The organism is Dactylosporangium sp. CA-152071 (assembly GCF_050936335.1).
GTDB lineage: Bacteria > Actinomycetota > Actinomycetes > Mycobacteriales > Micromonosporaceae > Dactylosporangium > Dactylosporangium maewongense.
The window spans coordinates 7227064-7253665 of record NZ_JBNJMZ010000001.1 but is presented as its reverse complement, the minus strand read 5'-3'; the positions used below and the strand labels follow the sequence as shown (position 1 = coordinate 7253665).

At 73.1% G+C, this 26602-nt stretch carries 28 protein-coding genes; 12 read left to right on the top strand and 16 right to left on the bottom strand.

Translation table 11 applies throughout. The features are described from left to right. Window positions 1-55: 55 nt before the first annotated feature. The 3 genes from ACQEVZ_RS32645 to ACQEVZ_RS32635 are packed head-to-tail and all read right to left on the bottom strand — an operon-like array spanning window position 56 to window position 2103. Window positions 56-547 carry a hypothetical protein gene (locus ACQEVZ_RS32645; RefSeq protein WP_354900545.1) on the bottom strand — a complete coding sequence of 164 codons (492 nt, stop codon included), beginning with the start codon at window positions 545-547 and terminating at the stop codon, window positions 56-58. A 27-nt stretch (window positions 548-574) separates the two neighbouring features. Beyond that, a complete protein-coding gene (locus ACQEVZ_RS32640; RefSeq protein WP_433373597.1) occupies window positions 575-1264 on the bottom strand; it encodes a hypothetical protein in 690 nt (229 codons plus the stop codon). Between the two features lie 38 nt (window positions 1265-1302). Further along, complete coding sequence (locus tag ACQEVZ_RS32635) at window positions 1303-2103, bottom strand: MOSC domain-containing protein (protein ID WP_433373594.1); 801 nt, start codon at window positions 2101-2103, stop codon at window positions 1303-1305. 107 nt (window positions 2104-2210) lie between these two features. Here ACQEVZ_RS32635 and ACQEVZ_RS32630 point away from each other — a divergent pair, with 107 nt between their 5' ends. Genes ACQEVZ_RS32630 through ACQEVZ_RS32615 form a run of 4 tightly spaced genes read left to right on the top strand, consistent with a single transcriptional unit; the run spans window position 2211 to window position 7276 of the window. Continuing rightward, window positions 2211-3059 carry a MurR/RpiR family transcriptional regulator gene (locus ACQEVZ_RS32630; RefSeq protein ID WP_354900587.1) on the top strand — a complete coding sequence of 283 codons (849 nt, stop codon included), beginning with the start codon at window positions 2211-2213 and terminating at the stop codon, window positions 3057-3059. A gap of 13 nt (window positions 3060-3072) precedes the next feature. Beyond that, complete coding sequence (hutU, locus tag ACQEVZ_RS32625; RefSeq protein WP_433373591.1) at window positions 3073-4722, top strand: urocanate hydratase; 1650 nt, start codon at window positions 3073-3075, stop codon at window positions 4720-4722. Between the two features lie 2 nt (window positions 4723-4724). Then, window positions 4725-5930, top strand: coding sequence for an allantoate amidohydrolase (locus tag ACQEVZ_RS32620; protein WP_433377122.1), 1206 nt, complete (start codon window positions 4725-4727; stop codon window positions 5928-5930). Continuing rightward, on the top strand, window positions 5927-7276 hold the full coding sequence (locus ACQEVZ_RS32615; protein ID WP_433373588.1) for a formimidoylglutamate deiminase: 1350 nt from the start codon (window positions 5927-5929) through the stop codon (window positions 7274-7276). Before ACQEVZ_RS32620 ends, ACQEVZ_RS32615 begins: the two co-directional genes overlap by 4 nt. Here the strand turns inward: ACQEVZ_RS32615 and ACQEVZ_RS32610 are convergent. Next, window positions 7257-7427 carry a hypothetical protein gene (locus ACQEVZ_RS32610; protein ID WP_433373585.1) on the bottom strand — a complete coding sequence of 57 codons (171 nt, stop codon included), beginning with the start codon at window positions 7425-7427 and terminating at the stop codon, window positions 7257-7259. The genes ACQEVZ_RS32615 and ACQEVZ_RS32610 overlap by 20 nt on opposite strands. Before the next feature lie 88 nt (window positions 7428-7515). On the opposite strand from ACQEVZ_RS32610, the gene ACQEVZ_RS32605 reads away from it, so the two are divergent. From ACQEVZ_RS32605 to hutH, 3 genes are read left to right on the top strand one after another with little or no spacing between them, the layout of a single operon-like run. Further along, the gene (locus tag ACQEVZ_RS32605; RefSeq protein WP_433373582.1) at window positions 7516-8088 is read left to right on the top strand and encodes a hypothetical protein; all 573 of its coding nucleotides are present in this window, start codon (window positions 7516-7518) and stop codon (window positions 8086-8088) included. Further along, entirely contained in the window at window positions 8085-9254 is a 1170-nt protein-coding gene (gene hutI, locus ACQEVZ_RS32600) for an imidazolonepropionase (protein WP_354900533.1), read from the top strand. The genes ACQEVZ_RS32605 and hutI overlap by 4 nt, the downstream gene beginning before the upstream one ends. After that, complete coding sequence (hutH, locus tag ACQEVZ_RS32595) at window positions 9251-10771, top strand: histidine ammonia-lyase (RefSeq protein ID WP_433373579.1); 1521 nt, start codon at window positions 9251-9253, stop codon at window positions 10769-10771. Before hutI ends, hutH begins: the two co-directional genes overlap by 4 nt. A gap of 197 nt (window positions 10772-10968) precedes the next feature. Here hutH and rdgB read toward each other — a convergent pair whose 3' ends face one another. From rdgB to ACQEVZ_RS32565, 6 genes are all read right to left on the bottom strand, one after another. Continuing rightward, the gene (gene rdgB, locus ACQEVZ_RS32590) at window positions 10969-11565 is read right to left on the bottom strand and encodes an RdgB/HAM1 family non-canonical purine NTP pyrophosphatase (RefSeq protein ID WP_433373576.1); all 597 of its coding nucleotides are present in this window, start codon (window positions 11563-11565) and stop codon (window positions 10969-10971) included. Beyond that, the gene (gene rph, locus ACQEVZ_RS32585; protein WP_344501522.1) at window positions 11562-12290 is read right to left on the bottom strand and encodes a ribonuclease PH; all 729 of its coding nucleotides are present in this window, start codon (window positions 12288-12290) and stop codon (window positions 11562-11564) included. The genes rdgB and rph overlap by 4 nt, the downstream gene beginning before the upstream one ends. 13 nt (window positions 12291-12303) lie before the next feature. Beyond that, window positions 12304-13119 carry an SGNH/GDSL hydrolase family protein gene (locus ACQEVZ_RS32580; RefSeq protein ID WP_433373573.1) on the bottom strand — a complete coding sequence of 272 codons (816 nt, stop codon included), beginning with the start codon at window positions 13117-13119 and terminating at the stop codon, window positions 12304-12306. Further along, window positions 13116-14222 (bottom strand): glycosyltransferase, encoded by a 1107-nt coding sequence (locus tag ACQEVZ_RS32575; protein WP_433373572.1) that lies wholly within the window; start codon window positions 14220-14222, stop codon window positions 13116-13118. Before ACQEVZ_RS32575 ends, ACQEVZ_RS32580 begins: the two co-directional genes overlap by 4 nt. Then, window positions 14219-15358 (bottom strand): glycosyltransferase family 4 protein, encoded by a 1140-nt coding sequence (locus ACQEVZ_RS32570; protein WP_344501525.1) that lies wholly within the window; start codon window positions 15356-15358, stop codon window positions 14219-14221. The genes ACQEVZ_RS32575 and ACQEVZ_RS32570 overlap by 4 nt, the downstream gene beginning before the upstream one ends. 66 nt (window positions 15359-15424) lie before the next feature. Beyond that, the gene (locus ACQEVZ_RS32565) at window positions 15425-16177 is read right to left on the bottom strand and encodes an MBL fold metallo-hydrolase (protein WP_360559478.1); all 753 of its coding nucleotides are present in this window, start codon (window positions 16175-16177) and stop codon (window positions 15425-15427) included. 315 nt (window positions 16178-16492) lie between these two features. Here ACQEVZ_RS32565 and ACQEVZ_RS32560 point away from each other — a divergent pair, with 315 nt between their 5' ends. Then, the gene (locus ACQEVZ_RS32560) at window positions 16493-16840 is read left to right on the top strand and encodes a hypothetical protein (RefSeq protein ID WP_344501527.1); all 348 of its coding nucleotides are present in this window, start codon (window positions 16493-16495) and stop codon (window positions 16838-16840) included. A 6-nt stretch (window positions 16841-16846) separates the two neighbouring features. Here ACQEVZ_RS32560 and ACQEVZ_RS32555 read toward each other — a convergent pair whose 3' ends face one another. The 6 genes from ACQEVZ_RS32555 to ACQEVZ_RS32530 all read right to left on the bottom strand — a co-directional run bounded on the left by ACQEVZ_RS32555 (window position 16847) and on the right by ACQEVZ_RS32530 (window position 21136). Then, on the bottom strand, window positions 16847-17797 hold the full coding sequence (locus ACQEVZ_RS32555) for a PLP-dependent cysteine synthase family protein (protein WP_344501528.1): 951 nt from the start codon (window positions 17795-17797) through the stop codon (window positions 16847-16849). A 6-nt stretch (window positions 17798-17803) separates the two neighbouring features. Continuing rightward, on the bottom strand, window positions 17804-18115 hold the full coding sequence (locus tag ACQEVZ_RS32550) for a MoaD family protein (protein WP_344501529.1): 312 nt from the start codon (window positions 18113-18115) through the stop codon (window positions 17804-17806). Window positions 18116-18181: 66 nt separating this feature from the next. Beyond that, complete coding sequence (locus tag ACQEVZ_RS32545; protein WP_433373569.1) at window positions 18182-18673, bottom strand: Mov34/MPN/PAD-1 family protein; 492 nt, start codon at window positions 18671-18673, stop codon at window positions 18182-18184. 80 nt (window positions 18674-18753) lie between these two features. Beyond that, window positions 18754-19254 (bottom strand): DUF2017 domain-containing protein, encoded by a 501-nt coding sequence (locus ACQEVZ_RS32540; protein WP_344501531.1) that lies wholly within the window; start codon window positions 19252-19254, stop codon window positions 18754-18756. Window positions 19255-19339: 85 nt separating this feature from the next. Beyond that, a complete protein-coding gene (gene clpS, locus ACQEVZ_RS32535) occupies window positions 19340-19636 on the bottom strand; it encodes an ATP-dependent Clp protease adapter ClpS (protein ID WP_344501532.1) in 297 nt (98 codons plus the stop codon). 15 nt (window positions 19637-19651) lie between these two features. After that, window positions 19652-21136: a dynamin family protein gene (locus ACQEVZ_RS32530; protein WP_433373566.1), complete on the bottom strand. Its 1485-nt coding sequence runs from the start codon at window positions 21134-21136 to the stop codon at window positions 19652-19654. 159 nt (window positions 21137-21295) lie between these two features. Between ACQEVZ_RS32530 and ACQEVZ_RS32525 the strand changes: the two genes are divergently transcribed. From ACQEVZ_RS32525 to ACQEVZ_RS32510, 4 genes are all read left to right on the top strand, one after another. Continuing rightward, a complete protein-coding gene (locus tag ACQEVZ_RS32525) occupies window positions 21296-23920 on the top strand; it encodes a LuxR C-terminal-related transcriptional regulator (protein WP_354900523.1) in 2625 nt (874 codons plus the stop codon). 14 nt (window positions 23921-23934) lie between these two features. Further along, complete coding sequence (locus ACQEVZ_RS32520; protein WP_433373563.1) at window positions 23935-25221, top strand: nicotinate phosphoribosyltransferase; 1287 nt, start codon at window positions 23935-23937, stop codon at window positions 25219-25221. Further along, the gene (locus ACQEVZ_RS32515) at window positions 25218-25790 is read left to right on the top strand and encodes an isochorismatase family protein (protein ID WP_433373560.1); all 573 of its coding nucleotides are present in this window, start codon (window positions 25218-25220) and stop codon (window positions 25788-25790) included. The genes ACQEVZ_RS32520 and ACQEVZ_RS32515 overlap by 4 nt, the downstream gene beginning before the upstream one ends. A gap of 213 nt (window positions 25791-26003) precedes the next feature. Continuing rightward, the gene (locus tag ACQEVZ_RS32510; RefSeq protein WP_344501537.1) at window positions 26004-26381 is read left to right on the top strand and encodes an STAS domain-containing protein; all 378 of its coding nucleotides are present in this window, start codon (window positions 26004-26006) and stop codon (window positions 26379-26381) included. Window positions 26382-26602 lie beyond the last annotated feature (221 nt).

Genomic DNA, 26602 nt, shown 5'->3' with positions numbered 1-26602 from the left:
GGCGGCAAATCGAGGCCCGGGGATGGATACTCCCCGGGCTTCACCAATTCCGGCGTCAGCGGGCGCTGCTGCGCATCCGGTTCAGGGCCGCCTCGGCCTCGTCGGGGTCGTCGACGCTGACCGTGAACTGGCGACCGGCGAAGTCGAACAGGAGCGCCGGCCCTGACCGTACGATGACCGCCCGGCCGCGACCGGGAATCCAGGTCCACCCCCATCGCTGGGCGATGCTGGACTGCACGTCGACGGCGCGCAGGCTGTTGACCATGCGCAGCGGCACCTGGATCGGCGGCATCGGCAGCAGCCCGTGCCGGATGCGGACGTTGTACATGCTGATCTGCACGCTGACGTGTGCCATCGCAGCGGCCCAGACCAGGGCGGCGAGCGCGGCGACGAACAGCAGCGCGGCGGCCGCAAGGGTCTTCGGCCGGTCGAACGGGTGCTCCGGGAAGAGCGTCACGGCCGCCGCGGCGCAGGCCACCGCCACGAGGGCGCCGACGCCGGCGCGGCGGTGCCCGATCGCCTGTCCCGACCAAAGCAGAAACGACACGGGCGTTGTTCTACCAGAGGCGCCGCCTCATGCGGCGCGGGCCCTGATGGCGTCGGCGAGGTGGGTCAGCGACTGCACGACGGCGTTGCTGCCCTCGCCGCCGTGCAGCATCTTGCGGGGCTCGCGGATGCGTTCGACACCGATGGCGTGGGCGCCGGCCCGCTGCGTGGCGGACATGGCCGAGAAGGTCGCGCACACCACCGCCGTCCCGCCTGGGTGGGCGCCGATCGCCTCCAGTACAGGAGCCATCGTGCGGACGGCGGGATGTCGCATCGCGAATCCCCGGCCCAGTGCCGGCCCGACCAGGGCGCGCAGGCCGTGGTGCTGCAGGAAGCGACCCACCGCCGACTCGCTGTGCGGTGCGTAGACGGTGACGGCGCGGCCGGTGGCGCGGCAGGCCTCGAGGAGGGCGGGCGCGCCGGCCGTGATCGGTGCCTGCCCGGCCGCGTCGAGCTCCGCGTCGTGGACGAGCTGCTCGGCGCGCCTGCCGAGGTCCTCGCCCGCGGTGTACGCCTCGGCCAGCATGTCGAACGGGTTGCCGCTCACGCCGACCATGATCGACATCTGGTGGCCGGTGTCCAGCAGCATCTCGCGGATCTGCCCGGCGACGGCCTCGGGCTCGGGCAGCAGGTTGCCGAGCACGCTGAACGTCAGGACCACGTGCCCGGTCCGGTCGAGGATCTCGGCGAGGTGGGGCCGGACCCGCAGGGGCGTCACCCCTTGATCATGACCCGTCACCCGCCCCGCCGGGTCCGTTATGCCACGATCACCTCGTCGCCCACAGCGATCTTGCCCTCGTGGTCCGGGATGAGGTTGACGCCGAACAGCAGGCCTTCCGGGAAGCGGCGGCGCTCGCCGAGCACGCGCAGCGGCTGGCGGCCCTTCTCGCCGGTCTCCGGGTCGATGGTGGTCAGGACGCAGCGGCTGCACGCCTTCGGCACCCGGAACGACACGTCGCCGATGACGACCCGCCGGCCGATCCAGGTGTCTTCGGCCCAGGCGGTCGCGCCGCCGACGACCACGTTGGGCCGGAAGCGGGTCATCTCGACGGGCTCGTCGCCGCCCTCGACCAGCCAGTCGTTGACCGCGTCGAGCGAGGCCGCGTTGGCCAGCAGCAGCGGGAAGCCGTCGGCGAAGCTGACCCGGTCGCCAGGCTCGCTGTAGTCCGGCTCGACCGGGCGGCGGGTCGGGTCGTCGAGCCAGACGAGGCTGACGGGGCGGCCGATCACGCCGGAGACCCACTGGTCGGCGGCCTCCCCGGCCGGCGTGGCGGCGATCGACAGGAAGAAGTGCCGGACGTCCTTGGTGGCGCCTCGCGGCGACGGAACCCACAGGTCCGGGGCGCCGGGCGCCCGCAGTGTCAGCCCGCCGTCGCGCGGCTCGGGCCGGATGCGCCCGAGGGCCGGGGTGTCACGCTGGGTGACGAGCTTCGCGTCGCCGTCGACGACGAGCCAGCGGCGGTCGCCGGCCAGCCCCCACGGCTCCACCTCGGCGGAGGCCGCCTCCACTCGATAGCAGCTCTTGACGGGGTAGGTAGCCAGGTAGGTCAACCGCACGCCGCGAGCGTCGCACGCCGACCCCGTGGTTAGGCAACACTATGAATGAGTTGATGCGCTTGACTCGATCATGAATGTACTCTTACATTCGGGCGGTGACATCGGAGATGGAGCGGCGACTGCTGGAGCTGTTCGACGGGCAGCGGCTCACGCCCGCCCAGCGGCGCATCGCCCGCTGCCTGGTCGACAACGCCGGCCAGGCCGGCTATCTGTCCAGCGGCGACGTGGCCACGCTCGCCGGGGTGAGCCAGCCGTCGGTCACCAGGTTCGCCACGGCGCTGGGCTTCGACGGCTATCACGCGCTCCGCGACGAGATCCGGGTCACGTTCGACGGTTACCAGCACCGCCCGCCCCGCGACGACGAGCCGGTCGAGACCGAGACCAACCAGTTCCAGCAGGCGCTGGGCGCCGAGATCGCCAACCTGCAGCGCCTCGCCGACGCGCTCGCCGACCCCAAGCCGCTCGCCGAGGCGGGCCGGGTGCTCATCGGCAGCCGGCCGCTGCCCGTGTTCGGCATGCGGGCCGCCCGCGCCCTGGCGACGGCGTTCAGCTACTTCGCCGCCAAGGTCCACCCCGACGTGCGGCCGCTGCACGAGCACGGCAGTCTGCTGGCGGATCGGCTGGATCAGGCACGCACGGCGGGCGCAGTTGCGATGCTGGCGTTTGTGCTGCCCCGGTATCCGCGCGAGGCGGTCGACGCGCTGCGGGAGGCACGCGCCGCCGGTCTCACCGTCGTGACCGTCACGGACTCGCCGGTCAGCCCCGCCGCCGCCGAGTCCGACATCGTCCTGCCCGCGCCCGTCGGGTCGCGGCTGGTGTTCGACTCCCACAGCGCACCGACGGCGATGGTGACGATGCTGCTGCAGGCCATGTGCGACGCCGCCCCGACCGAGACCCAGGCCCGACTCGAGGCGTTCGAGCGGGCCGCCGCCACCCGCCAGGTCTTCCTGCCCTAACCCGAGGAGTTCGATGGAGACGGTCCGTGCCCCTCGCGGCACCAAGCTGACGGCCCGGGGCTGGCAGCAGGAAGCCGCGCTGCGCATGCTGATGAACAACCTCGATCCCGACGTCGCCGAGCGGCCGCAGGACCTGGTCGTCTATGGCGGCACGGGCAAGGCGGCGCGCGACTGGCCGTCGTTCCGCGCGCTGGTGCGCACGCTCACGACGCTGGCGCCCGACGAGACGATGCTGGTGCAGTCCGGCCGCCCCGTCGGCGTGCTGCAGACCCACGAGTGGGCGCCGCGGGTGCTGATCGCCAACTCCAACCTCGTCGGCGACTGGGCGACCTGGCCCGAGTTCCGGCGCCTCGAAGCGCTCGGCCTGACCATGTATGGGCAGATGACCGCCGGCTCCTGGATCTACATCGGCACCCAGGGCATCCTGCAGGGCACCTACGAGACGTTCGCGGCGGTGGCGGCCAAGCGCTTCGGCGGCACCCTCGCCGGCACGCTGACGCTCACCGCGGGCTGCGGCGGCATGGGCGGCGCCCAGCCGCTCGCCGTCACGATGAATGGTGGCGCCTGCCTGATCGTCGACGTCGACCGCACGCGTCTGGAGCGGCGGGTCGCGACCCGCTATCTCGACGTCATCGCCGACTCGCTCGAAGAAGGGGTGCGGCTCGCGGTCGAGGCGCAGATCGCCCGGCGGGCGCTGTCGGTCGGCGTCGTCGGCAACGCCGCGCTGCTGCTGCCCGAGCTGCTGCGCATGGGCGTGCCGGTCGACATCGTCACCGACCAGACCTCCGCGCACGACCCGCTGTCCTACGTGCCGAGCGGGGTCGATCCCGGCGACGCCGCCGACTATGCGGCGAAGAAGCCCGAGGAGTTCACCGAGCGGGCCCGCCACTCGATGGCCCGCCACGTCGAGGCGATGGTCGGGTTCCTCGACCGGGGCGCCGAGGTCTTCGACTACGGCAACTCGATCCGCGGCGAGGCGCAGCTGGGTGGTTTCGACCGGGCGTTCGCGTTCCCCGGCTTCGTCCCGGCGTACATCCGGCCGCTGTTCTGCGAGGGCAAGGGCCCGTTCCGCTGGGCCGCCCTGTCGGGCAACCCGGCCGACATCGCCGCCACCGACCGGGCCGTGCTCGACCTCTTTCCCGACAACGACTCGCTGCACCGCTGGATCCGCATGGCCGGCGAGCGGGTCGCGTTCCAGGGGCTGCCCGCCAGGATCTGCTGGCTCGGGCAGGGCGAGCGCGACAAGGCCGGCCTGAGGTTCAACGAGATGGTCGCCGACGGCACCGTCGAGGCGCCGCTGGTGATCGGCCGCGACCACCTCGACACCGGCTCCGTCGCCTCGCCCTACCGGGAGACCGAGTCGATGCGCGACGGCTCCGACGCGATCGCCGACTGGCCCCTGCTCAACGCGCTGGTCAACACCGCCTCCGGCGCGTCGTGGGTGTCGATCCACCACGGTGGCGGCGTCGGGATCGGCCGCTCGATCCACGCCGGGCAGGTCTCCGTCGCCGACGGCACGGAGCTCGCCGCGCAGAAGCTCGCCAGGGTCCTGACCAACGATCCGGCGATGGGCGTGCTCCGGCACGTCGACGCCGGCTATGACGAGGCCACCGAGGTCGCCGGGCAGACGGGGCTGCGGGTGCCGATGGGAGAGACGTCATGACGATGACCGGTGAGCGGTTCGCGGCGCTGTGGGGTTCGCTCAGCCCCATCGGCATGGCCGGCGGCGACGGCGGCTACCTGCGGCACTCGTGGACGGACGCCGACATGGTGTGCCGGGAGTGGTTCATCGAGGAGGCGATCGACCGCGACCTGGAGGTGGAGGTCGACCGCAACGGCAACCTGTGGGCCTGGTGGGGCGCCCCCGACGGCGAAGGCGCCGTCGTCACCGGCAGCCACCTCGACTCGGTGCCGCACGGCGGCGGCTATGACGGGCCGCTCGGCGTCGTGTCCGGGCTGCTCGCCGTCGACCGGCTCCGCGAGCGGGGCGTCACACCCACCCGCCCCCTGGCCGTGGTGGTCTTCACCGAGGAGGAGGGGGCCCGCTTCGGCGTGCCGTGCCTCGGCTCCCGCCTGCTCACCGGCGCGTTCGACCCGGCGCAGGCGCTGCGGCTGCAGGACCGCGACGGGATCCACCTGGCCGAGGCGATGGGCAAGGCCGGCCTCGACGTCGACACGCTCGGCCCCGACCTCGACCGGCTGGCCCGCATCGGCGCCTTCGTCGAGCTGCACGTCGAGCAGGGCCGCGCCCTCGACGTGCTCGAAGCCCCGGTCGGGGTGGCGAGCGGGATCTGGCCCCACGGGCGCTACCGGCTCGACTTCTCCGGCGAGGGCAACCACGCCGGCACGACCCGGATGCTCGACCGGCACGACCCGATGCTCACCCTCGCGCACACCGTCCTCGCCGCCGACGAGACCGCCAGGGCGCACGGCGCCCACGCCACGGTCGGCCGGGTGGACGTCGCGCCCAACGCGACCAACGCGATCGCCGCCCGCGCCTCGGCGTGGCTGGACGCGCGCGCCGCCGACACCGACACCCTCGACCGGCTCGTCAACGCGATCCGCCAGCGCGCCGAGGAGCGCGCCATGCACGACGGCACCCACGTCGCCCTGCACCCCGAGTCGGTGACCGGGGAGGTGGCCTTCGCCGGCGACGTCAGCCGCCTGGCGGCGCTGGAGCTCGGCGCCCCGGTCCTGCCGACCGCCGCCGGCCACGACGCGGGCGTCCTGTCGAAGCACGTCGACACCGCCATGCTCTTCGTCCGCAACCCCACCGGCATCTCGCACGCCCCGCAGGAGTCGGCCACGGACGCGGACTGCGCGGCCGGCGTCGAGAAGCTCACCGATCTCCTGGCCCGGCTGTGCCGATGACCCCTTCCACCGCCCCGCCGCGCTTCCACTGCGAGTGGGCGTGGCTCGCGGACGGCCTCGCGGCCGACGTGCTGATCGAGGTGGCCGACGGGCGGTTCACCACGGTCACCCCCGGCGTGCCGCTGGCCGCAGGGCTCGACGTGGTCTGGTTGCCGGGGGTGACGCTGCCGGGGTTCGCCAACGCGCACTCGCACGCGTTCCACCGGGCGCTGCGCGGGCGGACGCACGGGGGGCGGGGCACGTTCTGGACGTGGCGCGAGCAGATGTACGCGGTGGCCGCCGCGCTGGACCCCGACTCCTATCACCGGCTCGCCCGGGCCGTGTACGCCGAGATGGCCCTGGCCGGCATCACCTGCGTCGGCGAGTTCCACTACCTGCACCACGGCCCCGGCGGCACGCCCTATGACGAGCCCAACGCGATGGGCGAGGCCCTGATCGCCGCGGCCGCCGACGCCGGCATCAGGATCACGCTGCTGGACACGCTGTACCTGACGTCGAGCGTCGACGGCAGCCCGCTGGAAGGGGTCCAGCGCCGCTTCGGCGACACCGGCGTCGACGGCTGGGCGGACCGCGTCGGCCGGCTCGCCGCACGACCGCACGCGAAGATCGGCGCAGCGGCGCACAGCGTGCGGGCCGTTCCGGCGGCGGCGCTCACCGAGCTCGCCAGGCACACCGAGGGGGTGCCGGTGCACGTACACCTGTCGGAGCAGCGCGCGGAGAACGATGCCTGCCTGGCGGTCCACGGCCGCACCCCCACGGAGCTGCTCGCCGACCGCGGGCTGACCGGGCCGCGGGTGACCGCCGTCCACGCGACCCACCTCACCGACACCGACCGCACCGAGCTGGGCGACTCCGGCACCGGGGTGTGCTTCTGCCCCACCACCGAGCGGGACCTCGCCGACGGCATCGGCCACGCCCGCTCGCTGACCGACGCGGGCAGCCCGCTGTCGCTCGGCAGTGACAGCCACGCCGTGATCGACCCGTTCGAGGAGGCGCGCGGCGTCGAGATGCACGAGCGCCTGCACACCGAGCACCGCGGCCACTTCACCGGCGCCGACCTGATCACGGCCGCGACCGCCACCGGTCACGCCGCCCTCGGCTGGACCGACGCGGGCACCATCACCCCCGGCGCCCGCGCCGACCTCGTCACGGTCTCGCTGGCCTCTCCCCGCACCGCCGGCTGCGATCCGGCCGCCGTCGTGTTCGCCGCGACCGCCGCCGACGTCCGCCACGTCGTCACCGACGGCCGCGTCATCGTCCGCGACGGGACCCACCTCACCGTCCCCGACGTCGGCGCCGCCCTGACCGACGCCCTCCACACCACACTCACCGGCAGCCGGCGATGACCCCCACACCCGCCACCATCACCACCCACAGCAGCGCACCCGCCGCCGCGAGCCTCACCGCGACCGCCACCGCCAGCCGCCACATCGCCGTCGCCAGCCGCGTCGTCGTCCGCAGCAGCACCTGCCCCGCCGTCCCCGACGTCGGCGCCACCCTCCACACCACTTATCGTCGGCCATCAATGGAATCCGCACCCGCCATCATCGCCACCCACAGCGACGACAGCGGAGAACCTGCTGCCGTGATCTTCGCCGCCACCGCCACCGCCAGCCGCCACGTCGCCGTCGACAGCCGCCTTGCCGCCGTCGACGGCCGCGTCATCGCCTGTGACGGCGCCCGCCCCGCCGCGTCCGGTGTCGGCGCAGCACTGGCCGGCGCGCCGGCATCCGCTTCGATCGGCGGGCGGCCGGCGCTGCACCGCCCCGGGCGGGGAACCGTGACCCGCGTAGGTCGACGGCGGCGGTCGCCAGCGACGAGGGCGACGCCCGCCGCCGGTTTCAGCGCAGCCCGAACCGCCACGCCGGTCGGGGCAGCGGTCAAGGCGACGCCCACCACCAGCCTCAACCCAACCCGAACCGCCACGCCGGTCCGGGCAGCGGTCAAGGCGACGCCCACCACCAGCCTCAACCCAACCCGAACCACCACGCCGGTCCGGGCAGCGGTCAAGGCGACGCCCACCACCAGCCTCAACCCAACCCGAACCACCACGCCGGTCAGGGCAGGCGGGAGAGCGACGCTCGCTGCCGGTGGCCTGGGCGATGGTCGTCGCACCGTGCGGGGTGTCGGCGCCGTGGGGATCGGGGGGCGGGGATGAGGTCGATGCTCGTCACCAACATCGGTGAGCTGGTCACGTGTGTGCCGGGGCAGGGTGAGGGGCCGCTCGGGATCAGGCGGCAGGCGGCGCTCGTGGTCGACGATCGCAAGGTGGCGTGGATCGGCCGGGCGGCCGACGCGCCGCCGGCTGACGGGCGGGTGGACGCGGGCGGGGGTGCGGTCGTGCCCGGGTTCGTCGACAGCCACGCGCACCTGGTGTTCGCCGGTGACCGGGCCGGGGAGTTCGCCGCCAGGATGGCGGGTGAGCCGTACACGGGCGGCGGCATCCGCACGACGGTCGGGGCGACCAGGGCGGCCGGTGACGAGCAGCTGCGGACCAACGTGGCGCGGCTGCGGCAGGAGGCGCTGCGGCAGGGCACCACCACGATGGAGATCAAGTCTGGGTACGGGTTGACGGTCGCCGACGAGGCGCGGTCGTTGCGGATCGCGCGGGAGTTCAGCGCCGAGACGACGTTCCTGGGGGCGCACGTGGTGCCGGCCGAATACGCGGGACGGACCGACGACTACGTGAGCCTCGTGTGCGGTCCGATGCTGAGCGCCGCCAGGGGCGCCGGGGCGCGGTGGGTCGACGTGTTCTGCGAGCGGGGGGCGTTCGACGCCGACCACTCCCGTGCGATCCTGACCGTCGGCGCCGCCGCGGGGCTCGGCACCAGGATCCACGCCAACCAGCTGACCGCCGGGCCGGGGGTGCGGCTGGCCGTCGAGCTCGGGGCGGCGTCCGCCGACCACTGCACGCATCTCACGCCCGACGACATCGACGCGCTCGCCGGGTCCGCGACGGTGGCGACGCTGCTGCCGGGGGCGGAGTTCTCGACCCGGTCGCCGTACCCGCCGGCGCGGGCGCTGCTCGACGCCGGCGCGACGGTCGCGCTCGCCACGGACTGCAACCCGGGTTCGTCGTACACGACGTCGATGCCGTTCTGCGTGGCGCTGGCCGTGCGGGAGATGGCGATGACGCCGGCCGAAGCGCTCCTCGCGGCCACCGCCGGCGGCGCCGCCGCACTGCGCCGCGACGACGTCGGGCAGCTGCGGGTCGGCGCGCGCGGCGACCTCGCGATCCTCGACGCACCGTCGTTCCTGCACCTGGCGTACCGGCCGGGTGTGCCCCTCGTATCCACCGTCATGCTCAATGGGGAGCTGGTTTGATCACCGTCACCGCTTCAGGCATCACCCCCGCCGACCTCATCGCGGTCGCCCGGGGCAACGCGCGGGTGACCCTCGCGCAGGACGCGCTCGACGCGATGCGCACCAGCCGGTCGATCGTCGACGCCATCGAGCGTGACGGCCGGCCGGTGTACGGCGTCTCGACCGGCTTCGGCGCGCTCGCCAACACGTTCATCGCGCCGGAGCGCCGCGCCGAGCTGCAGCACGCCCTGATCCGCTCCCACGCCGCCGGCATCGGCGCGCCCATGCCGCGGGAGGTGGTGCGGGCGATGATGCTGCTGCGCATCAGGTCCCTCGCCATGGGGCGTTCCGGTGTACGGCCGGAGGTCGCGTCCGCCCTGGTCGACCTGCTGAACGCGGACATCACGCCATGGGTGCCGGAGCACGGCTCGCTGGGCGCGTCCGGGGACCTCGCGCCCCTGGCGCACTGCGCCCTCGTGCTCATCGGCGAGGGCTGGGTGCTCGCCAAGGACGGCGCCAGGATCAGCGCCACCGACGCGGGGGTCAGCCCGATCGCCCTGTCGTCGAAGGAGGGCCTGGCGCTGATCAACGGCACCGACGGCATGCTCGGCATGTTGTTGATGGCGATCGCCGACGCGGCCCACCTGTTCACGATGGCCGACGTCACCGCCGCGCTGTCGATCGAGGCGATGCTGGGGTCGGACCGGCCGTTCATGCCCGAGCTGCACACGATCCGCCCGCACCCCGGGCAGGCCGCCTCCGCCGCCAACCTGCACCGCCTGCTGCAGGACTCGCCGATCATGGACTCGCACCGCGACGACCACGAGCACGCCGTGCAGGACGCGTACTCGATGCGGTGCGCGCCCCAGGTCGCCGGCGCCGCCCGCGACACGCTCGAGTTCGCGACGACGGTCGCCGCCCGCGAGCTGCGCTCAATCGTCGACAACCCCGTCGTCCTCACCGACGGCCGGGTCGAGTCGACGGGCAACTTCCACGGGGCGCCGCTCGGGTTCGCCGCCGACTTCCTCGCGATCGCCGCGGCCGAGGTGGGCGCGATCGCCGAACGCCGCGTCGACCGCATGCTCGACGTCTGCCGGTCGCGTGACCTGCCGCCGTTCCTCACGCCCGACGCGGGGGTCAACTCGGGGCTGATGATCGCGCAGTACACGGCGGCCGGCATCGTCGCGGAGAACCGGCGCCTCGCGTCCCCGGCCAGTGTCGACTCCCTGCCCACGTCGGGCATGCAGGAGGACCACGTCTCGATGGGCTGGGCCGCGACCCGCAAGCTCCGCACCGTCCTGGACAACCTGTGCAGCATCCTCGCGGTCGAGCTGCTGTCCGCGGTACGGGGGCTGCAACTGCGCGCTCCGCTCACCCCGTCGGTGGCGGGCAGGATCGCGATGGCCGCGGTCGAGGAGCACGCCGGCGGGCCGGGCCCTGACGTGTTCCTCGCCCCGGTCCTGGAGGCGGTGCGGGCGACCGTGTCGGGCCCCGCCCTGCGCGCCGCCATCGAGCAGGAGGTCGGCACCCTGGCCTGACGTGTGAGCACCTTCCGGCCGTCGCCGGCGCTGCCCGCGGCGCGCTCAGACACGGGTCGGGGCGGCACGTGACGCGATGTGTCCGCTCCGGCCACCGAGCGCGGCAGGATCTTCCGCCTCAGGTCGAGCGGCAGGAAACGCTGGGGTGCCGGAGCATCCGGGGGTTCCTGCCGCTCACGCGGGTGAGGACGGGTGGGTCAGAGGGTGGCGGCCAGGGCGCGGAAGGCCTTGCCGCGGTGGCTGATGGCGTCCTTCTCGGCGGGGGGAAGCTCGGCGGTGGTCAGCTCGTAGCCGGCGGCGACGAAGATCGGGTCGTAGCCGAAGCCGCCGCCGCCGCGGGGGGACCTGATCAGGTGGCCGGGCATCTCGCCGCGGAAGACCTGCTCGCGGCCGTCGGGCCAGACGAGGGCGGCGGCGCAGACGAAGGCGCCGCCCAGGTGCTCGTCGGGGACGTCGGCGACCTGGGCCAGGACGAGGCGGAGGTTGGCGCCGTCGCGGTCGGGGGTGCCGCTGGGCAGGCCGGACCAGCGGGCGCTGAAGACGCCGGGCATGCCGTTGAGGGCGTCGACGGCCAGGCCGGAGTCGTCGCCGACGCTGGGCAGGCCGGTGATGGTGGCCGCCTCGCGGGCCTTGAGCAGGGCGTTCTCCTCGAAGGTGAGGCCGGTCTCCGGGGACTCCGGATACGGGGGCACGTCGTCGAGGCCGACCAGCGAGACGTGCGGCGCGGCCTCGGCAAGGACGCGGCGCAGCTCGACGAGCTTCTTCTGGTTGCGGGTCGCGAGCAGCAGCTTCATCCGGCGATCGCCTTCTGCTGGAGGGTGGTGAGCTCCGCGCAGCCGAGGGCGCCCAGGTCGACGAGGAGGTCGAGCTCGGCGCGCGAGAACACGGCCTGCTCGCCGGTGCCCTGGACCTCGACGAAGTCGCCGGCGCCGGTGCAGACGACGTTCATGTCGACGTCGGCGATGACGTCCTCCTCGTAGCAGAGGTCGAGGCGCGGCTCGCCGGCGATGATGCCGACGCTGACGGCGGCGACGGAGCGGTGCAGGACCTGCGCGGGCTTGCCGGCCAGCTTCTTGTTGGCGGCCAGGTAGGCGACGGCGTCGGCGAGGGCGACGTAGGCCCCGGTGATGGCGGCGGTGCGGGTCCCGCCGTCGGCCTGCAGGACGTCGCAGTCGAGGACGATCGAGTTCTCGCCGAGGGCCTTGAGGTCGATGCAGGCGCGGAGGCTGCGGCCGATGAGGCGGGAGATCTCGTGGGTACGGCCGCCGATCTTGCCCTTGACGCTCTCGCGGTCGTTGCGGGTCGTGGTGGCGCGGGGCAGCATCGCGTACTCGGCGGTGAGCCAGCCCAGCCCGGAACCCTTCCGCCAGCGGGGCACCCCTTCGGTGACGCTGGCCGTGCACAGCACCCTGGTGTTGCCGAACTCGATGAGCACCGACCCTTCCGGGTGCATGCTCCACTGGCGGGTGATCGATACGGGCCGAAGTTGATCTGCTGCGCGAGCATCCGGACGAGCCATGCGTCCAGCCTAGTCAAACCACCCGGTCGGGCAGCGACAGGCCCGGGGGGAGCTCGGGCGCGAGGTCGGCGGACAGGTTGCCGGTGTCGCGGCCCAGCAGCTCCGTGACGGCCAGGCCGAACAGGCCCGGCAGCAGGTCCGTCGAGCGGCGGATCATCCAGCGGGTGCCCTGGGTCGCCATCCACCACGCCTGCGCGGTGCGGGTCGGCGGCGGGCTGCTCGGCGCCGGGTCGGGGCGGGTGCCGATACCGCCGCCGAGGCGGGCCGCGAGCAGGTCGAAGAACGAGCAGGCGAGGAAGCGGTGCCCCCGTTCGCTCGGGTGGAGGCGGTCGACGCTCCACATGCGGCGGTCGTACGAGTCGGTGTTGCCCGCGGCGTCGAAGTGCACGGTGGCGTGCCGGGCGGCGACGAGGTCCGCGGCGGCGTTCAGGTCGCGCATCCGCCGGGCGAGCGGGCGGGCCAGGGGGCCGGGCAGCCCGAACATGCGGCCCGGGTCCGGCAGCCGGATGGTGAGGACCTCGGCGCCGGTCGCGCGGAGGGCGGCGACGGTGCGCTCCAGGTTGCGGGCGACCCGCGCGGCGTCGAACGGGCTGCGCAGCGTGTCGTTGGTGCCGACGAGGACGGCGGCGACGTCGGGGCGCAGCTCGAGGGCGCGGGGCAGCTGTTCGGTGACGACGTCGGCGCTCTGGGCGCCGCTGCGGGCGATGTTGTGCAGCCGGGCGCCGAGCGCGGCGGCGAGGATCGGTGCCCAGCCGCGCCAGGAGCCGTCGGGCATCCGGTCCCCGAAGCCGACGGTGGTGGAGTCGCCGAGCGCGACGAAGACGGTCACGGCACACCCGCCGAGACGGGGACGTCGTGCACGGCGAGGAACCCGGCGACGGCCGCCGGCCAGGAGTACCGCTCGGCGCGGTCCCGGGCGGCCCGCCGGCGCTCGTCCGCGGGTCGGGCCAGCACCTCCTGTACACCGGCCGCGAAATCCGACAGGACGGCCGCTCCGGCACCGCCGATGACTTCGGGCAGGGCCGATGCCGAGGACACGACGACGGGCGTCCCGCAGGCGAGGGCCTCCAGCGCGGCGAGGCCGAACGTCTCGATCGGGCCGGGGGCGAGGACCACGTCGGCGGTGGCGAGGAGCGAGGCGACGGCGGTGCGGTCGGCGACGAACTGCATGAAGTGCACCGCGTGCCCCTGGGCCAGCTCCTGCAGCCGGGTGCGCAGCGGCCCGTCGCCGGCGACGACCAGGACCGCGTCGACGCCCTGGGCGCGAAGGGCGACAAGGGCCTCGACGGAGCGTTCGGGGCGCTTCTCGGTCGAGAGCCGGCCGCAGTGCACCAGCAGCACCTGGCCGGGGGCCGCGAACTGCGCGCGCAGGGCCGGCGACGCCCGCGAGGGGTGGAACAGGCCGAGGTCGACGCCGAGCGGGACGCGGACGAGGTTGCCGGCGCCGATCCGGTCGAACTCGGCCGCGGCCCAGGCGGTGGTGCACAGGATCTGGTCGTAGGCGCGGTGGCTGCGGGCGTTGAGCAGGTCAGCGCAGGCCGCCCCGACCGGCCCGGCGAAGCTGAGCAGCCCGGCGAGGCTCTCGTGCGACACCATGACGGCGGGGATGCCCCGGTCGCGGGCCCAGCGGCCGGTCCAGCGCAGCGTGAACCGGTCGGAGACCTCCAGCCGGTCGGGCTGGAGGCGGTCGAGGAGCTTGGCGAGGCGACGCCGGTGGATGAGCACCCGGTAGCCGCCGGTGCCGGGCACGACCGGGCCGGGCAGCGTGATCACCCGGCCCTGCGCGTCGGACACGTCGGAGTGCTCCTCGCCGGGCACGATCAGGATCGACTCGTGGCCCGCGGCGACGTAGCCCTCGCCGAGGGCGCGCAGGGCGGTGCGGAGACCGCCGGACCGGGGCATGACGAAGTTCGCCAGGCGGACGATCCTCACGCGGACACCGCCGGCACGGTCACCGGGACGACGGAGGTGTAGTGCCGGATCAGCTCGTCGCCGACCGCCGACCAGCTGCGGGCCGCGACCGCGACGCGGGCGGCGAGGCCCATCGCCTGCCGGCGCTCGGGGTCGGCGACCAGGTCGGTGACCGCGTCGCGCAACGCCAGCGCGTCGCAGGGCGGCACCAGCAGCCCGGTGCGGCCGTCGTCCACGAGGTCGAGCGGGCCGCCCTGGGCGGGGGCGACCACCGGTACACCCGATGCAAGGGCTTCCTGGACCGTCTGGCCGAACGTCTCGAAGGGCCCGGTGTGGGCGAACACGTCGAGGCTGGCGTAGAGCCGGGCGAGCTGGTCGCCGCGGCGCTCGCCGAGGAAGGCGGCGCCGGGCATGGCGCGCTCCAGGGCGGCGCGGGCGGGGCCGTCGCCGACGACCACGACGCGGACGCCGGGGATGCGGCTCAGCGGCGCGAGCAGGTCGACGCGCTTCTCCACGGCGAGCCGGCCGACGTAGCCGACGAGCACGGACCGGTCGGTGCCCAGCAGCGCCCGGCGGAGGGCGGCGCTGCGGCGGCCGGGGTCGAAGCGGGCGGCGTCGACGCCGCGGCGCCACAGCCAGACCCGCTCGATGCCGTGGCTGTGCAGGGCCGTGGCGGCGGCGGTGGACGGTGCGAGGGTCCGGTCGGCGGCGTTGTGGATGCGGCGCAGCCACCGCCACGCGGCCTGCTCGCCGAGGCCGGAGTGGTAGTACAGGCGGGCGTAGGCGGGGACGTCCGTCTGGTACACGGCGACGGTCGGCAGGCCGAGCGACGCGGCGACCGTCATGCCGCGGGCGCCGAGCACGAACGGGCTGGCCAGGTGGACCAGGTCGGTGCGGTGGGCCCGCAGCGCGGCGGCGAGCCGGCGGCTGGGCAGGCCGAGCCGGAAGGTCCCGTAGCCGGGGGTGGCGACCGAGGGGACCCGGATGATCTCGTACGGGAAGGCGCCGGTGACCGACCGCGCCCCGGAGGAGGGCTGAGGGGCGATCACGAGGGGCTCGTGGCCTCGCGCGACGAGGTGTTCGGCGACCCGTACGACGGAGTGGGCGACGCCGTTCACATCGGGCGGGAACGATTCGGTGACGATCGCGATCCGCATGCCGTCACCATGGGGTCGGCGACCGTGCATGCGGCCACCATCGACTGACCAAACGGCGAACGCTGCCTAAATGTCGTACCTCGCGCCGGGCCGGACGATGTCGATCGGCCCGTCGAACGCGGCCTTCGCCGCCTCCAGGGTCAGCGCCTCGCTCCCCCACGCCGGCACCAGGTGCGTCAGCAGCAGCCGGCCGACCTCGGCCTTGGTGGCGTGCTCGGCCGCCTCGCGCCCGGTGAGGTGCAGGTCCGGCGGGTTGTCGGCGCCGTCGAGGTAGCTCGCCTCGCACAGGAACAGGTCCGCGCCCTGGGCGAGGCGGATCAGCTGGTCGCAGGCGGCGGTGTCGGCGGAGTACGTGATGACCCGGCCCCCGTGCTCGATGCGCACGCCGTAGGTCTCTATCGGGTGGTTGACCCGGTCGACGGTGACGTGGAGCGGGCCGATCGGGAAGCTGCCCGGCTGCAGCGAGTAGAACGTGTAGACGTCGCTGATCGCCATCGGCTCGTTCTCCCCGCCGTACGCGGCGGAGATGCGCTCGGGCGCGGCGACCGGCGCGTAGACGGGCAGCGGCGGCAGCGGGCCGGACGGTGCGTAGCGCCTGGCCACTATGTAGGAGCACGCGTCGAGCATGTGGTCGCAGTGCAGGTGCGTGAGCAGGATGGCGTCGACGTTGTAGAGGCCGGAGAACCGTTGCAGCGTCGACATCGACCCGGGGCCGAAGTCCACCAGCAGCCGGAACCCGTCCGCCTCGACGAGATACGCCGAGCAGGGCGCCTCGGGTCCCGGGAAGCTGCCGGCGCAGCCGAGAACGGTGAGCCTCATGCTTCCCCTAAGAACAACGCGGGCGCGCCACTGTGGATCACGCCGGTCAGGTGAGGATAGTTCGTCAACCCGGGGTGCCGGATGACGGCACCGGCACAGCAACCGGGCGCGGACGGACTGCACCGGCGGGGGTTGCCCGGCCGGTTGCTGCCGATGGGCAAGTCCGTCACGTGGCGCAGCCTACGCCGGACTGGCAGGCAAGGCTGAACGATCGGACGGCAGATGTCGCCAACGTGACAGGGTCGCGTGACGCCGGGCGCCCGGGCTCGTTGGGATTCGTAAGCCACCAAACGACCCCGGGCAACAGGAGTGGACGTGACCGTCGAGGTGTCCAGGACCAAGCGGCTGCGGCAGCAGCTTCCCGACGCCTTCCGGCTGCCGACGGACCGCGACCCGGCGCCGGAGCCGCGCCACCTCGCCGCCGTCTGCGGCTGGGCGGCGCTGCTCGGCCTCGGCGGCATGGCGGTGGCGCTGCGGGCGTTCGTGGGACTCGTCAGCGCGTCCCGGGGCTGGTACGCGCCGACGGTCATCGTCATCGGGCTGGTCGGCCTGGCGTGCACGATCGCCGCGTTCGCCAGCGTGCACCAGCGGCGCCTGCCGTTCGCTCTGCTCGGCGCCGCTTCGGTGAGCCTGCTGCTCGGGTGGATCGTGACGGGCCTCTAGGCCGCTCTAAGCCCACAGCTGGCCGTCGAGGGCCGACTCGGCGTCGGCGAGGGTGCCGCCATACGCGCCGGTCGACAGGTACTTCCAGCCGCCGTCGGCGACCAGGAACACCACGTCGGCCCGCTTGCCGGCCTTGAGCGCCTGGTGGGCGACCGCGAGGGCGGCGTGCAGCACCGCGCCGGCGGAGAAGCCCACGAACATGCCCTCGACCTCGACGAGCTGGCGGGTCCGCAGCACCGAGTCGCGGGTGCCGACGGAGAAGCGCCTGGTGAGGACGGTCGCGTCGTACAGCTCCGGGACGTAGCCCTCGTCGAGGTTGCGCAGCCCGTAGACCAGCTCGCCGTAGCGGGGCTCGGCGGCGATGATCTCGATGTCCTCGACCTTCTCGCGAAGGTAGCGCCCGATGCCCATCAGCGTGCCCGTGGTGCCGAGACCGGCCACGAAGTGCGTGATGGTCGGCATGTCCCGGAGGATCTCCGGACCGGTCGTCTCGTAGTGCGCCCGGGCGTTGGCCTCGTTGCCGTACTGGTAGAGCATCACCCAGTCGGGATGCTCCGCGGCGATCTCCTTCGCGACCGCGACGGCCCGGTTGGACCCGCCGGCGGCCTCGGAGAAGATGATCTCCGCGCCGTACATCCGCAGCAGCGCGGTGCGCTCCGACGAGACGTTCTCGGGCATGACGCAGACCAGGCGGTAGCCGCGCAGCTTCGCCACCATCGCCAGGGCGATGCCGGTGTTGCCGCTGGTCGGCTCGATGATCGTGTCACCGGGGCGGAGGCGGCCCGCTTCCTCGGCCGCCTTCACCATCCACAACGCGACCCGATCCTTCACGCTGCCCGTCGGGTTGCGGTCCTCGAGCTTGGCCCAGAGGCGGACCTCCGGGCTCGGCGACAGCCTGGGCAACCCGATGAGCGGCGTGTTTCCGCACGCCTCGAGCACCGACTCGTAGCGCGCCACGACAGATCAGCCCCGCAGGGCGTGGGCGGCCGCGAACGCGAACGCGCCACCCGCCACGGCGGGCAGGATCGTCACCGAGTCGCCGTCGTTGAGCTTCGCGTCGAGCGCGCCCAGGAAGCGGACGTCCTCGTCGTTGACATAGACGTTGACGAAGCGGTGCAGGCCGCCCTCCGGGGTCAGCAGGCGGGCCTTGATGCCCGAGTGCCGGCTGTCCAGGTCGGCGAGCAGGTCGGCGATGGTGTCACCGGCGCCCTCGACGGTCTTGGCACCGCCGGTGTAGCTGCGCAGGATGGTCGGGATGCGAACCTCGATAGCCATGATCATTTCCTCTTGTGTACGAGCGGTGAACTGGACGACTGGACATGGTGCGACGACAGGCGGCGATCAGCTGCCTGCGCGACACTCGTAGTCGACGGTCGTCGGGCTCTGCCCGAAGAGATATGACTGGACGGCGTGTGAGTCCACGACTGCATTAACTACCTGAACCGGCTCTTCGGCGACGGCTCCGTCCACGATGCGGAACGACCTGATCTCGGTCTGCTCCGGGTCGCGGGTCGAAACCAGCAGATAGTGCGCATTCGGCTCACCCGCGAACGACACGTCCGTCCGCGACGGGTAGGCCTCGGTGGCGGTGTGCGAGTGGTAGACGACCACCGGCTCCTCGTCCGCGTCGTCCATCTCGCGCCACAGCCGCAGCTGCTCCTTCGAGTCGAACTCGTAGAACGTCATGGAGCGGGCGGCATTCTCCATCGGCACGTGCCGGACCGGAGTGTCCGAGCCGGCCGGACCCGCGACGATCCCGCACGCCTCGTCGGGGTGGTCCCGGCGGGCGTGCGCAACGATCGCGTCGAGGATCGCGGCGTCGATGGTCAGCACGCCCCACAGCCTACCGAAACCTGAAGGCAACTCGCTCGTGACCGCGCTCACGCCACCAGCGCCGCGCTCCGCCCGGGCCGCTACGCCATCAGCGCGCCGACGAGGCTCTCCTGGAGGTAGGTCAGGTACTGGTACACCGACAGCTGCCCGACCCTCGTGGAGGTGGGGTCCTTCAGGATCGCCTCGTCGAGCTCCGCCTCGACGTCGACGTCGTCGTCGTCGATCCCGAGCCGGGAGCCCAGCGTCAGGCGGACGTCGGTCAGCGCGCGCAGCCACGCCTCGGCCTGCTCCTCGTCGAGTGCGACCTCGCCGCCCTCCACCGGCAGCACGTCCAGCAGCAGCGCCGCCTGCTCCAGCTTCGCCGAGCGGAGGTCGTCCTCCAGGTAGCGGCGCAGCTCCTCCGAGGCGGCGGCGTCGTCGCGGTACATGTCGGGGAAGAGCCGCGCGATCACCGGGTCGGCGCGGTCGAACCCCTCCGACAGCAGCGTGATGACCTCGAGCATGACCTCGTTGAGCACCGCGGCCTCGGCAGGGCCGAACCGGGCGATGCACACGGTCCCGTTGCGAACGAACATCGTCATGCCGCCACCTCCGCTGCGCTCCGGCGGCGGCCCGACCTGACGCTGTGCCCCCGGTGCCCGGCTCCAGCGCTGCGCTCCGGACCTGTCACGACTTGTCCACCGTCGCCCACAGCCCGTAGGCCTGCAGCCTGGAAGCGTCGTACTCCATCTTCTCGCGTGGCCCGCTGGACACGATCGCCTTGCCCTTTTGGTGCACGTCGAGCATCAGTCGCTCGGCCTTCTCCCGGCTGAATCCGAACAGTTTCTGCAGGACCCATGTCACGTAGCTCATGAGGTTGACCGGATCGTTCCAGACCACGGTCACCCACGGACGGTCGGTCTCGGGCACCTCATCAGCCTCGAGACGGGTCTCTTCGATCGGTACGACCTGCGGCGCCGCCATACCAACATGGTGCCATCAAGCGAGCAGCACGCCATGGTCGACCGCATCCCCACCGATGGCGGCCAGTGCCTGACGCAGTGCCGTGTAGCGCTCGCCCAGCTCGTGACCCATCTCGACCTCGATCTCGCGCAGCGCGTGCTGCAGCCAGCGCCGGCAGTCCTTCTTGTCCGCGTGCTTCGGCGGCCCGCCCGGCGCGCTCTTCGGCTGCCACAGCGCGTAGCAGCTGGCGTTGAGCGCGACGCCCAGCGACGGCAGCACCTGGCCGGCCGGCTCGCCGCCGCCGACGGCGCAGAGGTTGTCCACCGCGGCCGCGCCGGCCATCGAGGCCACTGCCGAGGTGGCGGTGAGCAGCAGCGCGTGGTCGCGGTCGCGCCCGTCGTCGCGCAGGGAGTCGACCGCCCGGCGGGCCGCGGCGGCGATCCTGGCCAGGACGACCTCGTCGGGCGCGGTGTCCAGCAGCTCGGTGAAGACCGCGGCGATCACCTCGCGCGTGTCGTCGCGCAGCTGGCGGGTGGTGCGCACGGACAGCGCGTGCAGCTCGCGGTCGAGCACGTACGGCAGCTCCGGGCAGCCCTTGCCGGAGCCGAGCTCCTGCACGCACCGCACGTGGATGGTCGCCAGGTCGATGGAGACGCGCTGCACGGCGGCGACCCGCCGGTTGGCGATCTCGCGGTCGAGCAGCTCCTGCCACTCGTCGCCGGCGCGGGAGACGGTCGCGGCGGCGACGCCGACCGGCGCGGGCCGCACCTCGCCCCAGGTCTCCAGCTCGTGGCGCAGCTCGGCGACGCCGAAGACGGCCTCCGGGTCCAGCGACACCGGGAACCAGGGTGCGGACGCCAGGCGCTGGCCGCGGGAGGCGAGCAGTGCCCGATTGGCGACCAGCATCTCGGGCCAGGCGTCGTGCTGGTCGATGCGGGTGAGCACGAACGCGATCCGGCCGGCCCGGTCCGCGGCGGCGGCGAGCAGGTCCAGGTCGGCGCGGGCGAGCGGGGCCGCGGCGTCGACGACGAACAGCAGCCCGAGGCCTCGCTGGGCGGCGTCGAGCACGATCTCGGCGTTGGCGGCATCCAGGCCCCCGCTGCCGGGCGTGTCGACCAGCGCGACGCGCTTGAGCAGGCTCGAGGAGTGGTTGATCTCGATGCGGCGGGCGGGCCGCGTCGGGCCGGGCCGCGGGTCGCGCTGGCCGGGGACCAGGGCGGCACGCGCCTCGCGGTGACCCGGGACGAACACGCGGGTCTCGGCCTTGTCGCCGTGCCGGAAGACCAGCCAGGCGTCGCCCGCCGGAGCCGGCTCGGCGCGCCGGATCAAGGCATTGAGCAGGGCGGTCTTGCCGCTGCGGGGCGAGCCGGCGATCACTGCGAAGCTGCCGGAGCCCGCCGCCTGACGTGGCTCGGACTGCCGGTGACTTCTGCTGCCGCGGACCGGCATGGCGGACACCGGCCCCCCGGGCGGCGTGACTGTCAGATCGATCAGCGGCGCCTGCATGACCCCAGACCCCATGTGCGACCTCCTCGTGCACGGCCGGTAAGCATCGGAACGCTACGTGAACAGCCACTTACGGAGGCAGTACTCGAGCTACTCAACTGAGACCAAACGCACTACTCAAGTTCAAACATCGGCGGGTACGCGCAGTAATCGACCTATCGATATGCTGCGACGGTGCCCCCCTGGAGCTTTGTCGGTCGAAACGCTGAACTGGTCCGCCTCGCCGAGGCAGCCACCGGCTCAACCGGTCGCGGATTAATTCTGGGCGGCCCGCCAGGCATCGGCAAGAGCCGATTGCTGCGCGAGGGTGTCAACGCCCTCGACCAGGACAGACTCGCCGTCTGGACGGCGACCGCCAACGCGGCGACGGCGGGCCTACCGCTGGGCGGCCTGGCCCAGGTGCTGCCACCGGACCAGCCCTCTGGCGGCTCGCCGGCCGGCCTGCTCCGCTGGGCCGTCGACGCGCTGCACCGGCAGGCGGCCGGCCGGCCGATCGTCGTCGCCATCGACGACGCCCACCTGCTCGACCCGTTGTCGGCCGCGCTCGTGTACTACGTCGCCAGGTCCGAGAACGCGACGGTGATCGGCACCGTGCGCACCGGCGAGCCCGTGCACGACCCGATCAGCGCCCTGTGGAAGGACGACCTGGTCGAGCGGATCGAGCTGACCCCGCTGACCCTGCAGGAGACCTCCGACCTGCTCCAGCAGGTGCTCGGCGGCCCGGTCGACTCGGCCTCCGTCGACCGGCTCCAGCAGCTGTCGCAGGGCAACGCGCTGCTGCTGCGCGAGCTGGTCATCGCCGCGCACGCCAGCGGCGAGATCATCGAGAGCTACGGGATGCAGCGCTGGACGGGCAAGGTCGACCTCGCCCCCACGCTGACCGAGGTGGTGGACGCCCGCATCGGCAAGCTCACCCCGCAGGAGCGGGCGGTGCTGGAGCTGGTCGCGTTCGGCGAGCCGATCGGGCTGCCGCTGCTGGTCAACGCCACCGACCTGAACACCGTGGAGACCGCCGAGGAGCGGCAGCTGATCCGCGTCGTCGTCGAGGACCGCCGCACCACGGTCCGCCTCGCGCATCCCCTGTACGGCGAGGTCGTGCGCCGCCGCTGCCCCGTGACCCGGGTCCGCCGGCTGCTCGCCGACCTGGCCGGCCTGGTGGAGGACAGCGGCGCCCGGCGCCGCGACGACCTGCTCCGCGTCGCCGTCTGGCGGCTGGACAGCGACACCGCCCGCGACCCCCAGCAGCTGCTCATGGCGTGCCGGCTCGCGTTCGCCACCTATGACATGGCCCTGGCGATGCGGCTGGGCAAGGCCGCCCTCGCGGCCGGCGGCGGGTTCGACGCCGCGGAGACCCTCGCGACGATCCTGATGTTCGTCAACATGCCCGAGGAAGCCGTCGCGATCCTCGACGCCAACCAGGACCAGACCGTCGAGGAGTCCCAGCGCAGCCGGTGGCTCGCCATCCGGCACATCACCGCCCAGTGGGGTCTCGGCGACCCGGACACCGTCGACGACATCGACCGCAAGGCGCACGAGCTGAGCGACCTGCGCGAACGCTCCCTGGTGCTGGCCGTGGAGTCGACGATGCGGCTGCACCGGGGCGACAACGCCCAGGCACTCACCCTCGCCCGCCAGGTCCTCGACAGCGCGGCCAGCGCCCCCGGCCCGCGGGCCCTCGCCCGCAGCAACATGGCCCAGCTGCAGGCCATGCGCGGCACACCGGTGCAGACCGTCAAGGCCCTCGCGGCGGTCGACGCCGAGGCGGCGCAGTGGCGGGTCGAGCTGCCGTACTTCCAGCTCGGCATCGAGCTCTCCCGCGGCACCGCCATGATCCTCGCCGCCGACCTGGAGGCCGTCGACGCGATCGTCGCCGCCGAGTTCGCCGGCATGGCCGACGCCGGCAACTTCAACATGGGCTCCGGCTACCTGCAGATCGTCCGGGCCCAGGCGGCCCGCCTCCGCGGCCGGCTCACCGAGGCGGCCCGGGCCGCGTCGCAGGCCTGCGCGGCCCTGGCCACCGGCAAGGTCTTCGTCGCGCTCGCCCACGCCGAGCGGGCGCACGTCGCCGCCCTCACCGGGGACGCGGCCGGCGCCGCGGAGGCGTTCGCGATCGCCGAGGCGTCGCACTACCGCTCGATGGAGGTGCTGTACCCGTGGCTCGAGGAGGCCAGGGCATGGGTCGCGGTCGCCTCCGGTGACGTGCCGACCGCCGCCGAGGTCCTGCGGCTGCTCGCGGCCCGCACCCGCGGCGACGGGTTCGCCGCGCACGAGATGTCCGCGCTGTACCACCTGGGCCGGCTCGGCTTCGCCCGCGAGGTCACCGACCGGCTCGACGCGCTGTCGCACACCGTCGAGGGCCGCATCGCCCCCTCGATGGCCTGGCACGTGCGGGCGATGGCCGGCGAGGACGGCGGCAGCCTCCTCGCGGTCGCCGAGGAGTTCGCCGACCAGGAACTCAATCTGTACGCCGCGGAGGCCGCCGCCGGTGCGGTCACCCTGCTGCGGAGCATCCGGTCGCCGCAGACGCCACGGGCCGCGCAGCGCCTCGCAGAGCTGCGGGTCCTCTGCCCGGCCGCGGCCACGCCGGCGCTGGTCGTGCCGCAGCCCATGCTCACCGGCCGCGAGCGGCAGATCGCCCGGCTCGCCGCCGCCGGTGTGCCGTCGAAGGAGATCGCGGACCAGCTGTACCTGTCCTCCCGCACCGTCGACAACCACCTCATGCGCGTCTACGCCAAGCTCGGTGTGACGGGGCGCGCAGAACTGGCCGCCGCCCTGCGCTCGCTGCCACCCGAGGAGTGAATAGTCTTGGTGGCGTGACGACAAGCGCGCTGCTGACCGACCACTACGAGCTGACGATGCTGTCGGCGGCGCTGCGCGACGGGACCGCGTCGCGCCGCTGCGTCTTCGAGGTGTTCGCCCGCCGCCTCCCGACCGGGCGGCGGTACGGTGTCGTGGCCGGTATCGGGCGCCTGCTCGCCCATGTGCAGGACTTCCGCTTCGACCCCGCCGACGTCGAGTTCCTGCTGTCCTGCGGGATCGTCTCCACCGAGACCGCCGAGTGGCTGGCGGCCTACCGGTTCACCGGCGACATCGACGGCTATGCCGAGGGCGAGCTGTTCTTCCCCGGCTCGCCGATCCTCACGGTCAGCGGCACGTTCGCCGAGTGCGTCGTGCTGGAGACGCTGATCCTGTCGGTCCTCAACCACGACAGCGCGATCGCGGCCGGCGCCGCGCGCATGGTCACCGCCGCCCGCGGCCGCTCCGTGATCGAGATGGGCTCCCGGCGCACGCACGAGGAGGCCGCGGTGGCCGCGGCGCGAGCCGCTTATCTGGCCGGGTTCGCGTACACCTCCAACCTCGAGGCCGGCCGGCGCTACGGCATCCCGACGACCGGCACCGCCGCGCACGCCTTCACGCTGCTGCACGACACCGAGCAGGCCGCGTTCGCCTCCCAGGTCGCGACGCTCGGCAAGCAGACGACGCTGCTCGTCGACACGTACGACATCGCCCAGGGCATCCGCAACGCCATCGAGGTCGCGGGCCCCGACCTGCGGGCCGTGCGCATCGACTCCGGCGACCTGTCCGTCCTCGCCGCGCACTCCCGCGCGCTCCTGGACTCCCTCGGCGCGACCGAGACCCAGATCATCGTCTCCGGCGACCTCGACGAGTATGCGATCGCGGCCCTCGCGGCAGAGCCCGTCGACGCGTACGGCGCGGGCACGGCCGTCGTCGTCGGCTCCGGCGCCCCGACCGCCGGCCTGGTCTACAAGCTGGTCGAGGTCGACGGCCGCCCGGTGGTCAAGCGCTCGGAGAACAAGGGCACGGTCGGCGGCCGCAAGACCGCCGTCCGCCGGCACAAGCCGACCGGCACCGCGACCGAGGAGGTCGTCGTGTCGATGGGCACGCCCACCGCCGAACCCAACGACCGGCTCCTGCAGCGGGCCTTCGTCCGCGGCGGCGAGCTGGTGCCCGACCTGCCCGACCTCGCCGCCTCCCGCGAGCACCTGCGCCAGTGCCTCATCTCGATCCCCTGGGAGGGGCTGAAGCTGTCCGCCGGCGACCCGGCGGTTCCCGTCCAGATGCTTGGGGGCTCCCTGTGACTCGCGCCTTGATCATCGTTGACGTGCAGAACGACTTCTGCGAGGGCGGCTCGCTCGCCGTCGGCGGCGGCGCCGGCGTCGCGGCCGCGATCTCCGCAGCCGTGGCCGGCGGCGCCTGGGACCACGTGGTTGCCACCCAGGACCACCACATCAGCCCCGCCGGGCACTTCGGCGACCCGCCGGACTACGTGTCGACGTGGCCCGTGCACTGCGTCGTCGGCACCGGCGGCGTCGACTTCCACCCGTCACTGGACGTGTCCCGCGTCGAGGCCGTGTTCACCAAGGGCGAGTACTCGGCGGCGTACTCCGGCTTCCAGGGATCATCGTCCGGCGTCGACCTCGCGTCCTGGCTCCGCGCCCGATCGGTCTCCGAGGTCGACGTGGTCGGCATCGCCACCGACCACTGCGTGCGAGCGACTGCCATCGATGCGCAACGCGAAGGCTTTGTTACATCTGTGCTGCTGGACCTCACCGCGGGCGTCGCCCGGCCCACGGTGGACGCCGCCCTTGCTGAGCTGCGCACCGCTGGGGTGACCCTTGTGGGTGAACCGGTCGTATCGGCAAGCTGACCATCCGGTGGATGGCACACGACTGGACTTGCCGTGTAACAACCGACGTGTACCGTCATCCCGGCAAGCGGTTCCGCACCCGACGTGAAGAATTCTCACCTCACAACGTAAGGACCACCTACACGGAGCGTGGCGAAACAGGGAAGACTTCGCTACGCTTGCGGGACCTCGAAGGGTCGTCCATGGTGGACGACTCAGCACCAGGAGGGTCACGTGAAGTTGTCGATCGAAACTCGCCCCTCGGATCAGCGCGAAGCACTGCTGACCTTGAGCGGCGAAATCGACTATGAGACCGCTCAGGAGCTTCGCACAGCGGTGAGTTCAGTGCTCGACGGCAACATCGACACGCTCGTCATCGACCTCGCCGGCGTCACGTTCCTCGACTCCACCGGCATCGGCACCCTCGTGGTCGCCAAGCGCATCTGCCACAGCATGGGCGTCAAGCTGCACATTCGCCGACCAAACCCGTTCATCGCGCGGCTGTTCGCGGTGGTCGGGGTCAGCGACATCCTCGGGGTCCCGATCCCGCCGGGCACTGTCTCCGGCCGGCTTCCCCAGCCCCGCGAGCGCGGCGTCACCCAGCCCGCCTGACACCACCAGGGCAACGCGACCCGGACCTTGGACCCCGCACGTCCAAGGTCCGCGCTGTCTCCTCCCCCGCCTCTGCGGTCGCCGGTTTACGCCCCGCAGCGGCCTGCTGAGCGCTCCGCAACCCCCTTCCCGCAGCGCCTCACCCCGCCCACCGTTCACTACGCCCCGTCACCCACCCACGGCAACCGTCCCGCTACGGATTGGTAGGACGACTCCCCGCC